General features: G+C 71.5%; 6 protein-coding genes. 2 read left to right on the plus strand and 4 right to left on the minus strand.

Annotated elements, in window-relative coordinates:
- Positions 1 to 48: 48 nt before the first annotated feature.
- The 4 genes from QFW77_RS02380 to QFW77_RS02395 form a co-directional block, all read right to left on the minus strand.
- Positions 49 to 1506 (minus strand): efflux transporter outer membrane subunit, encoded by a 1458-nt coding sequence (locus QFW77_RS02380; RefSeq protein ID WP_280572628.1) that lies wholly within the window; start codon positions 1504 to 1506, stop codon positions 49 to 51.
- Positions 1499 to 4669 carry an efflux RND transporter permease subunit gene (locus QFW77_RS02385; RefSeq protein WP_280572630.1) on the minus strand — a complete coding sequence of 1057 codons (3171 nt, stop codon included), beginning with the start codon at positions 4667 to 4669 and terminating at the stop codon, positions 1499 to 1501. Before QFW77_RS02385 ends, QFW77_RS02380 begins: the two co-directional genes overlap by 8 nt.
- Before the next feature lie 200 nt (positions 4670 to 4869).
- On the minus strand, positions 4870 to 6105 hold the full coding sequence (locus QFW77_RS02390; RefSeq protein ID WP_280572631.1) for an efflux RND transporter periplasmic adaptor subunit: 1236 nt from the start codon (positions 6103 to 6105) through the stop codon (positions 4870 to 4872).
- A complete protein-coding gene (locus QFW77_RS02395) occupies positions 6102 to 6938 on the minus strand; it encodes a Rossmann-fold NAD(P)-binding domain-containing protein (protein WP_280572632.1) in 837 nt (278 codons plus the stop codon). The genes QFW77_RS02390 and QFW77_RS02395 overlap by 4 nt, the downstream gene beginning before the upstream one ends.
- Positions 6939 to 7319: 381 nt before the next feature.
- Here QFW77_RS02395 and QFW77_RS02400 point away from each other — a divergent pair, with 381 nt between their 5' ends.
- Both QFW77_RS02400 and QFW77_RS02405 read left to right on the plus strand, forming a co-directional pair.
- A complete protein-coding gene (locus QFW77_RS02400; RefSeq protein WP_280572633.1) occupies positions 7320 to 8399 on the plus strand; it encodes a LysR family transcriptional regulator in 1080 nt (359 codons plus the stop codon).
- Positions 8400 to 8597: 198 nt separating this feature from the next.
- Positions 8598 to 10475, plus strand: coding sequence for a DUF885 domain-containing protein (locus QFW77_RS02405; protein ID WP_280572634.1), 1878 nt, complete (start codon positions 8598 to 8600; stop codon positions 10473 to 10475).
- Positions 10476 to 10518: the final 43 nt, after the last annotated feature.

The following is a 10518-nucleotide window of genomic DNA, read 5'->3' on the forward strand; positions in this document are numbered from 1 at the left end:
TGAACGTCGGCCGAGGCGGCGCGTGAACGCCCCGACGCGGCCGCGTGGTCATCCGCGGCCGGCCACCTGCTCGCGCGCCGGCAACCGCTGCGGCCAGCCGCCGGCCAGGGCGCGGTACAGCGCCACCGCGCCGGTGACGCTGCGGGTCCGCGCCTCGGCCAGCGCGTCCTCCGCCTGCAGCCGGGTGCGCTCGGCGTCGAGCACCTCGAACAGGTCGGCGGCGCCGGCCTCGAAACGGGTGCGAGCCAGCTCCGCCGCACGGGCGCTGTCGGCCGCCGCAAGCGCCAGGTGCGCGTCCTGCTCGCGGTTGCGGGCATAGCGCACCAGTGCGTTCTCGGTGTCCTCCAGCGCCAGCAACACGGTCTGCTCGTAGCGCGCCAGCTCGCCGGCGGCCTCGGCCTCGGCGGCGGCGATGCGCGCACGCACCCGGCCGATGTCTAGGAACGACCAGTCGATGCCCAGCGCGACCAGTCGCGTCTCGCTGTCGCGCTCGAACAGGGCGCTGCTGTCGATCGCCTGGCTGCCGATCAGGCCGCCGAGGGTAAAGCGCGGGAACAGGTCCGCGGTCGCCACCCCGATGCGCGCGGTGGCGGCGTGCAGGCGCTGTTCGGCGGCGGCGATGTCGGGGCGGCGGCGCAGCAGGTCGCCGGGGGTGCCCGCGTCCAGCCGCTGCGGCAGGGCCGGCAGCGGCGCCGACGGCCCGAGCACCTCGGCCAGCGCGTCAGGCGTGCGCCCGGTCAGCACCGACAACCGATGGATCTGGGTGGCGACCTCCGCCTGCAGCGCCGGCACCCGCGCCAGGGTGGATTCGAGCTGCGCACGGGCGCGCGCGGTGTCGAAGCCGGTGCCGCGCCCGGCCTCGAAGCGCGCCTCGACCAGGCGCAGCGTCTCGCGCTGGTTGTCGGCATTGGCCTGGGCCACGCGCAGTCGCTCCTGGGCGCCGCGCAGCTCCACGTAGCCGCGCACCACCTCGCCGACGATCGCTACCTGCAGGGCCGCCAGGTCGGCGGCGCCGGCCGCCGCGCCGGCGCGCGCGGCCTCCACGCCGCGGCGGACGCGGCCGAACAGGTCCAGCTCCCAGCTGGCGGAGATACCGGCGCTGAAGCCGTCGGTGTCGCGGTCGGCGCGCGGCACGCCCGGGGCCTGGTCGGCGCTGGCGCGGCTGCTCGCCGCTTCGGCCGAGCCGGTGACCGTCGGGAACCGGTCGAAGCGCGCGCCCCGCAACAGCGCGTTGGCGCGGTCGTAGTTGGCCAGGGCGATGCGCAGGTCGTGGTTGGCCTGCAGCGCCTCGGCGACCAGCGCGTCGAGCCGGGCGTCGCCGAACGCCTCCCAGAACGCCTCGTCCGGCGCCGGCAGCGCGGACGGATCGGGCGCCGGCGAGGCGGCGAAGGTCTCCGCCACCGCAAGCTCGGGGCGGACATGGTCGGGGCCGGCGGCGCAGGCCGCCAGCGCCAGCGCCAGCAGCGAGGGCAGCCCGCGGGCCGCGGAACGGTATCGGTCATGCATGGGAAACCTCCAGGTCGCCGCCGCGGCCGGCGCGCGCCGCCTCGCGGCGCTCGACCAGCTTGCGCAGGGCCACGTAGAACACAGGGGTGAGGAACAGGCCGAACCCGGTCACGCCGATCATCCCGGCGAACACCGCGGTGCCCAGCGCCTGGCGCACTTCGGCGCCGGCTCCCGTCGCCAGCACCAGCGGCACCACCGCCGCGGTGAAGGTGATCGAGGTCATGATGATCGGACGCAGGCGCAGGCGGCAGGCCTCGAGCGCGGCCTCCACGATGCCCATGCCCTGCTGTTCCAGCTCGCGGGCGAACTCGACGATCAGGATCGCGTTCTTGCACGCCAGCGCGATCAGCACCACCAGCCCGACCTGGACGAAGGTGTTGTTGTCGCCGCCGGTCGCCCACACCCCGAGCATCGCCGAGAGCATGCACATCGGCACGATCAGGATGATCGCCAGCGGCAGGGTCCAGCTCTCGTACAGCGCCGCCAGCACCAGGAACACCAGCATCACCGCCAGCGGGAAGATGATCAGCGCCGCGCGGCTCTGGTTGGCCTGCTGGAAGCTCAGGTCGGTCCACTCGAAGGTCATGCCGTTGGGCAGCGCGGCCGCGCCGAGTTCGGTCAGCACGTCCATGGTCTCGGCCGAGGACAACACGCGCGGATCGGACTCGCCGGCCAGGTCGGCGGCCGGGTACCCGTTGTAGCGCAGCACCGGGTCGGGACCGAAGGTCTCGCGGACGGTGACCATCGAACCGATCGGCACCATCTCGCCGCGGTCGTTGCGGGTCCGCAGGTTGGCGATGTCCTCGACGCTGTCGCGGAACGGCGCGTCGGCCTGGGCGATCACCTGCCAGGTCCGGCCGAACTGGTTGAAGTCGTTGACGTAGGCCGAGCCGAGATAGGTCTGCAGGGTGTCGAACAGATCGGTCAGCTGCACGCCCTGCGCCTTGGCCTTGACCCGGTCGACCTCGGCGTCCAGCTGCGGCACGTTGGCCTGGTAGCTGCTGATCGGAAAGCCCATGCCCGGGGTTTGCGAGATCGCGCCCTGGAACCGGTTCACCGCCTCCTGCAGCGCGCCGTAGCCGAGCCCCGCGCGGTCCTCGATGAACAGCTGGTAGCCGGAGCCGTTGCCCAGGCCCTGGATCGCCGGGGGCATGAACGAGAACGCGAAGCCCTCTTGGAGCGCGGCGATCTTCTGGCCGAGGTCGGCGTTGATCTCCTCGGCGGTGCGCTTGCGCTCGTCGAACGGCTTGAGATTGAGGAACACCGTGCCGTAGTTGGGCGTGTTGGTGAACTGCAGCACGTTCAGCCCAGGGAAGGCGACGGTGTTGATCACGTCCTCGTCCTGCATGGCGATCTCGCTCACCTTGTTCAGCATTTCGTGGGTGCGCGGCAGCGAGGTGCCGCCGGGCAGGTTCACGCCCGCGATCAGGTAGAGCTTGTCCTGCACCGGGATGAAGCCGGCCGGCACCAGCTGGAACATCAGCCCGGTCGCCAGCAGCAGGCCGGCATAGATGCCGAACACCGCGCCGCGCCGCCCCAGTGCCCGGACCACCCCGCGCTGGTACTGCTCCGAGCTGCGCTTGAAGAAGCGGTTGAACGGGCGGAACAGCCAGCCGAACATCCGCTCGATCAGCCGCGACAGGCGGTCCTTGGGGGCGTCGTGGGGCTTGAGCAGCATCGCCGCCAGCGCCGGCGACAGGGTCAGCGAGTTGACCGTGGAGATGACCGTGGAAATGGCGATGGTCACCGCAAACTGGCGATAGAACTGCCCGCTCACGCCGGTCAGGAACGCCATCGGCACGAACACCGCGCACAGCACCAGGCCGATGGCGATGATCGGCCCCGACACTTCGCGCATCGCCATGTGCGCCGCTTCCAGCGGCGAGGCGCCGTCCTCGATATGGCGCTCGACGTTCTCCACCACCACGATCGCGTCGTCGACCACGATGCCGATCGCCAGCACCAGCCCGAACAGGGTCAGGGTGTTGATCGAGTAGCCCAGCAGGTACAGCGCACCGAAGGTGCCCACCACCGACACCGGCACCGCCAGCAGCGGGATCAGCGAGGCGCGCCAGGTCTGCAGGAACAGGATCACCACCAGCGCCACCAGCAGCACTGCCTCGAGCAGGGTCTTGATCACCGACTTGATCGAGTCGCGCACGAACACCGTGGTGTCGTAGACGGACTCGTATTCCATGCCTTCCGGGAAGCGTTGCGAGAGCTCTTCCATGGTGGCGATGACCTGCTCGCGGATCTGCAGCGCATTGGCGCCGGGCGCCTCGAATACGCCCACCGCGACCGCGTCCTGGCCGTCGAGCTGCGAGCGCAGGGTGTAGTCGCCCGCGCCCAGTTCCAGCCGGGCGACGTCGCGCAGGCGCACGACCTGGCCGCTGGCGCCGCTCTCGATCACGATGTCGCCGAACTCCTCCTCTGTGGTCAGCCGGCCCTGGGCGTTGATCAGGGTCAGGAAGCGGCTGTCGGGCATCGGTTCGGCGCCGAGCTGGCCGGCCGAGACCTGCACGTTCTGCTCGCGCATCGCCCCCAGCACGTCGCCGACGGTCAGGCCGCGCGCGGCGATCGCGTCGGGGTCGAGCCAGGCGCGCATGGCGTAGTCGCCCCCGCCGAAGATCTGCGCGTCGCCGACGCCCTGGATCCGCGCCAGCTCGTCCTTGACGTGCAGACGCGCGTAGTTGCGCAGGTACAGCAGGTCGTACTTCCCGGTGGGCGAGGTGAGATGCACGACCATCAGGAAGGTCGGGGACTGCTTCTGCACGGTCACGCCCTGGCGGCGCACGTCCTCGGGCAGGCGCGCCTGCGCCTGGGCCACGCGGTTCTGCACCTTGACCGCGGCGTCGTCCGGATCGGTGCCGGGACGGAAGGTCACGGTGAGCTGCAGCACGCCATCGGAACTTGCGACCGACTTGACGTACATCATGTCCTCGACCCCGTTGATCGCCTCCTCAAGCGGCGTGGCCACGGTCTCGGCGATCACCTTCGGATTGGCGCCGGGGTACACGGTACGCACCATCACCGACGGCGGCACCACGTCCGGGTACTCGCTCATCGGCAGGTTCGGGATCGCGATCAGGCCGACCGCGAAAATGATGATCGACAGCACCGCGGCGAAGATCGGGCGGTCGATGAAGAAGCGTGAGAAGTCCATGGCGTGTTCCTGGTTCGATGTGCCGCTACGGCGGCGGCGACCGGCGGCGACCGGCGTCGTTGAAAAAGTCCCTGCCCGACCCGCCCCACGGCTCGGGGGAGGGGGCCGCCCGCGGCGCGGGCGCTTGCGGGGCGGATCGGACGGGACCCGGGCCGGCGCGCGCTGGGGAGAGCGCGGCCGGCCCCGAACTCATGCCGCGCTCACGGAGCCGCGGCGCTGGCGACCTGCGGGGCCGGGGCCGGGTCTCCCATGTCCACCGGCACCGGCGCCACCGGCATGCCCGGGAAGAACACCTTCTGCACGCCGTGCACGATCACCCGATCCTCGGCCGTCAGGCCCTCCTGGACCACCAGCAGCGAACCGCCGTTCGGGCCCGCGCCCGCGACGCTGCGGCCGGGCACGATGTCGCGGCGTTCGGCCTGGTCGTTCTCGCCGAGCACGTAGACGTACTTGCGGTCCTGGTCGGTGAGCACGGCGCGCTCGTCGATCAGCAGCGCCGGGCGCTCGCCCCTTGCCTGCAGCTGCACGCGCGCGTGCAGGCCCGGGACGAAGATGCGGTCCGGATTGGCCACCACCGCGCGCGCGCGGATGGTGCCGGTGCCCGGATCGACGTGGTTGTCGGTGAAGTCCAGCACCCCCTCGTGGGGGAAGCCTTCCTCGTTGGCAAGGCCCACCCGCACCGCGTTGCCGCCGTCCTCGCGCTGGCCGCTGCGCTCCAGCGCCTGGTAGCGCAGGAAGCTCTGCTCGTCGGCATCGAAGTGCACGTGCACCGGATCCAGCGAGACCAGCGTGGTCAGCAGGGTGGCATCGGCCTGGGCCAGGTTGCCGGCGGTGACCAGGGCGCGGCCGATGCGGCCGTCGATCGGCGCGCGGACCTCGGTGTACTGCAGGTCCAGCCGCGCCGCGGTCACCGCGGCCTCGGCCGCGCGCACCGCGGCGGCGGTCTGGGCGCTGGCGGCGCGCCGCGCCTCGTGCTCCTCGCGCGAGATCGCCGCGGACGCGAGCAGCTCCTCGGCGCGCGTGTCCTGGCTGCGGGCCAGCTGCGCCTCGCTGCGCGCGCTCGCCAGCTGCGCCTCGGCGCGCGCCAGTTCGGCGCGATACGGGCGCTGGTCGATCACGAACAGCAGGTCGCCCTTGGCGACCTCGTCGCCCTCGCGGAAGGCGATCCGCTCGATGTAGCCGCTCACCCGCGGACGCAGCTCGACGCTCTCGACCGCGGCGACGCGGCCGGTGAAGCCGTCCCACTGCGCGACCGGGCGCTCGAGCACCTGGGCGACACTGACCTCCGGCGGCGGCATCTCGCCTTCCCCCGGGGCAGCTTGACTGCTGCACGCGGCGAGCACGGCCGCGGCCAGCAGGCCGAGCAGCGGCGTGGCGAGGCGATGCGGGGCCCCCGCGAGCGCGGGCCTGCGGAAACTGCGGTGGATGCGGTTCATCGTGGCGTTGTCCTGGAGTCGGGGGAAGTGGAAGCGATGGCGTCGAGCAGCGCGCGTGCATCGCGCAGCTCGGGCGCCGTGTCCGCCGCGCCTTCTGCGTGCGCGGCGGCGAAGGTTGCGACCTCGACCTCGCTCGAGGTCAAGTCGGGCGCGCTGGCGTAGGGCACCACCGCAGGGGCGGCGCCACGCGCCGGGGCGCAGGCCAGCAGCGCCAGCGCCCGGCGGCCGACCGCCTCGGCCAAGGGCCACTCGGCGCAGGCATGGGCGTGGTTGCCGTCGCTGCGCACCGGGGTGTCGAGGGTGAGCAGCTGCACCCGCAGCCCGGCGCGCCCGGCCTCGTCGTGCAGCACGCGGGCGAGCATGCGCAGCGCCGCGGCGGCGATCGAGCGGTGGCCATAGCCGGCCCACGGGTACTCGCCGCCGGGCCCGCCGACCAGCACGTAGCCGGTGCCGCGGTCGTGCCGGGGCAGCAGCGGGAACAGGTGCCGCGCCGCGAACAGATGCGGCAGCAGGTCCTCGTCCAGGGTCCGCCGGAGCACCTCGGCCGGCTGGTCGAGCAGGCGGCCGCGCGCGGCTTCGGTGCCGATGGTGGCGATCACCCCGCACAGCGCGCGGTCGCGCAACCGCACGGCGAGCGCCGCGGCGTCCGCCTCGCTGCGCAGCGGCGCGGCGATCGTGGTCAGGTCCGCGTCCGGATGGCGGGCGCGCAGCGCGCGCAGGCCGGCCCCATCGGCCGAGACCGCGAGAACCGGCCGCCGCGAGGCGGCGGCGGCGGCGACCACGCCGCGGCCGACCGCGCCGGTGGCGCCCAGCACCAGCAATTGCCGGGTCATTGTCCAGCTCCCGGGATTATTTCTCCCGCCATTGGGATGCCCGCCCGATACCCGGGCCGTCCGGGCAGGCTCGGCCCCATGCCGGTGGAGGCGCGCATCACGACCCGCCGCAGCGCCCCCGCCCGATCGGCAAGTGACTGAACACGCACGATAACTGGCGCGCCGGAGCGCGGGCTGGAGGCAGCGATCCGGCGCTGGCGGGGGAGTGTCGGGAAGTGGCTCGGAGCGGGCATCGGGGGAGCGCCTGCATCGGGGAGGCGCACAAGTTAGCGCCCGCCATGGCACTTGATTAGTCCCTGAATGAGGGAATAATTGTCCCCGTTGCGGTCCAATCCCCTCTTGCGGGGCCGCAGCGCTTCTTCCCCCCCGGAATCGAACCTCATGTCCCGCGACCTCAACGACACCATCATCTTCGTCAAGGTGGTGGAACTGGGCAGCTTCATTTCCGCGGCGCGCGCGCTGCGCCTGCCCAAGACCACCGTCAGCCGCAAGGTGCAGGAGCTGGAGACGCGCCTGGGCGCGCAGCTGCTCCATCGCACCACCCGCAAGCTCGGTCTCACCGAGGCCGGCAACATCTACTACGAGCACTGCCAGCGTATCGCCCGCGACCTCGACGAGGCCGAGAGCGCGGTGAGCCAGCTGCAGGCCGGTCCGCGCGGCTGGCTGCGGCTGACCTCGCCCTATTCGCTAGGCATCGAGCGCATCGCCCCGCTGCTGGGCGAGTTCCACGCCCGCCACCCGGAGGTGCGGGTCGAGATGCTGCTGAGCAACGAGCCGCTGGACCTGATCGACCGCGAGATCGACGTCGCCCTGCGGATCGGCGAACTGCCCGACTCCAACCTGGTGGCGCGGCGGCTGTCCACGTTCCGCACCCAGATCTACGCCAGCCCCAACTACATCGCGCGCCACGGCGAACCGCTGCACCCCGACGACCTGCAGCATCACCGCACCCTGGGCATGCAGAAGTTCCAGCGCAACGGCCACTACTACTGGCCGCTCGACGACGGCCAGCGCAGCGTCGAGTACCGCATCGACCCGGTGATGGTGGCCAACGATCCGGCCGGCCTGCGCGGCGCCCTGCTCTGCGGCGAGGGCCTGATGCTGGCCGGCGACATCAACGTCAAGGCCTATGCCGAGCAGGGCTACGTGCGCCGGGTCCTGGCCGGCTGGACCGGTCCGGAGGTGGCGCTCAGCGCGGTGTTCCCGCGCGGCCAGGTGACCTCGCCCAAGGTACGCGCGTTCGTGGATTTCCTGGCCGAACGGCTCAACTTCGACGCCGATTACATGCAGATCCTCTGCCCGGACGCGCGCGAGCGCTGCATGATGGCCGAGAAGGCCTCCCACTCCGCGATCGCCGCCGAGATCGGCAAGGCCGGCGGACGTGCGCCGGCGCCACCGGTCGAGGCCGAGGCCGAAGCGCCGGCCGAGCCGGAGGAAGCGAGCGAAAAGGTCCTCGCCTGAGCGCACGCCACGCGCCATCGTGGCGACCAGGGCGCGCCCTCTGCGGGAGCGGCCCGTGGCCGCGAACGCCGCGGGCGTCTGCGTCCGGCCCGGCCGCGACTCAGCCCGGTTCGACCCGCCGTGACATCCAGCAGGGGACGGACGCCCGCGGCTGTGCGCACAATGGCCCCCTTTCGTTCCCTCCCCAGGAGTAGATCCGTGCGAAACGCATTCGCCTGCAGCACCCTGGCCCTCGCGCTGGCCCTGGCGGCCTGCTCGCAGCAGCCTGCCGACACCGCCGCCAGCAGCACCGCGCCCGCCGCCGCCACCGAAGCCGGGCAGCAGGCCGAGGACCAGTCCGCGCGACTCAACGCCTGGTTCGAGACCCAGTACGAGGAACTGCTGCAGTTCAGCCCGATGCGGCTGACCTTCCTGGGCCGCAAGGATCTCTACGGCGAGCTCGACGACTTCTCCGAGGCGGCAGCCCGCAAACAGCTCGCCTGGCTCGAGGCGTCGGTGGAGCAGATGGAATCGAGCTTCGATTACGACGCACTCGACGACGCCTCCAAGCTGTCCTGGGACCTGTGGAAGCGCCAGTACGAAAGCGCGCGCGACGGCGAGCCGTTCCTGCTCAACGGCTACGCCTTCGACCAGATGAACGGCATGAACAGCTTTCTGCCGACCTTCCTGATCAACTTCCACAAGGTCGAGACCGAGCAGGACTATCTCGCCTACATCTCGCGCCTGGAAGCGGTGCCGCGGGTGCTGGACCAGTTGATCGAACGCGGGCGCGCCTCGGCGATGAAGGCCATCCGCCCGCCGAAGTTCGCTCTGGAAGGCGTGGTCGAGCAGTCGCGCAAGGTGGTGGCCGGCGCGCCCTTCGACGAGGCGGCGGACAGCGCCCTGTGGGCCGATCTGCAGGCCAAGGCCGATGCCCTGGTCGAGAGCGAAGCGATCACCGCCGAGCGCGCCGAGGAACTGAAGCAGCAGGCGCGCGCGGTGCTGGTGGAACAGGTGCGTCCCGCATACGACCGGGTGATCGCGTGGAGCGAGGAGGAGCTGTCCAACGCGCTGGAGAACCCGGCCGGGGTCGGCACCACCCATCCCAACGGCGCCGACTACTACGCCTACCAGCTTCGCGAGAACACCACCACCGCGATGAGCGCCGACGAGATCCACCAGCTCGGTCTCGACGAGGTGGCGCGGATCCGCGGCGAGATGGAAGCGCTGAAGGAACGGGTCGGGTTCGAAGGCGACCTGCCGGCGTTCTTCGAACACATCCACACCGATCCGAAGTTCAAGTTTCCCGACACCGACGAAGGCCGCCAGGCGTACATCGACGAGGCCACCCGGGTCATCGACAACATCGAGCGCCACCTGCCCGACTACTTCGGCCTGCTGCCCAAGGCCGAGCTGGTGGTCAAGCGCGTGGAGCCGTTCCGCGAGCAGGACGGCGCCGCCCAGCACTACTTCCCCGGCACCCCCGATGGCAGCCGCCCCGGCATCTACTACGCGCACCTGTCGGACATGAACGCGATGCCGAAGCCCGAGCTGGAGGTGATCGCCTACCACGAGGGCCTGCCCGGCCATCACATGCAGATCTCGATCGCGCAGGAGCTCGAGGGCGTACCCACCTTCCGCACCCAGTATTCCAGCACCGCCTACGCCGAGGGCTGGGGGCTGTACTCGGAATGGCTGGCCAAGGAGATGCCGGGGACCTACGAGGACCCGTACTCCGAATACGGCCGGCTGACCTCGGAGATGTGGCGCGCGATCCGCCTGGTCGTCGACACCGGCATGCACGCCAAGGGCTGGACCGAACAGCAGGCGGTGGACTACTTCGGCGAGAACAGCTCGATCCCGGCGGCCGCGGTGCGCTCCGAAGTGCAGCGCTACCTGATCATGCCGGGCCAGGCCACCGCCTACAAAGTGGGCATGATCAAGATCCAGCAGCTGCGCCGGAAGGCCGAAACCGAGCTCGGCGAGGCCTTCGACATCCGCGGCTTCCACGACGCCGTGCTCGGCGGCGGCGCCATGCCGCTGGACCTGCTGGAGCGGCGCGTGGACCAGTGGATCGCGGAGAAGAAGGCGGGCTGAGCGGCAACGCCGATGCGTCGCCGGTCGCGTGGGCCGGCGGCGC

Source organism: Luteimonas endophytica (assembly GCF_029887875.1).
Lineage (GTDB): Bacteria > Pseudomonadota > Gammaproteobacteria > Xanthomonadales > Xanthomonadaceae > Luteimonas > Luteimonas endophytica.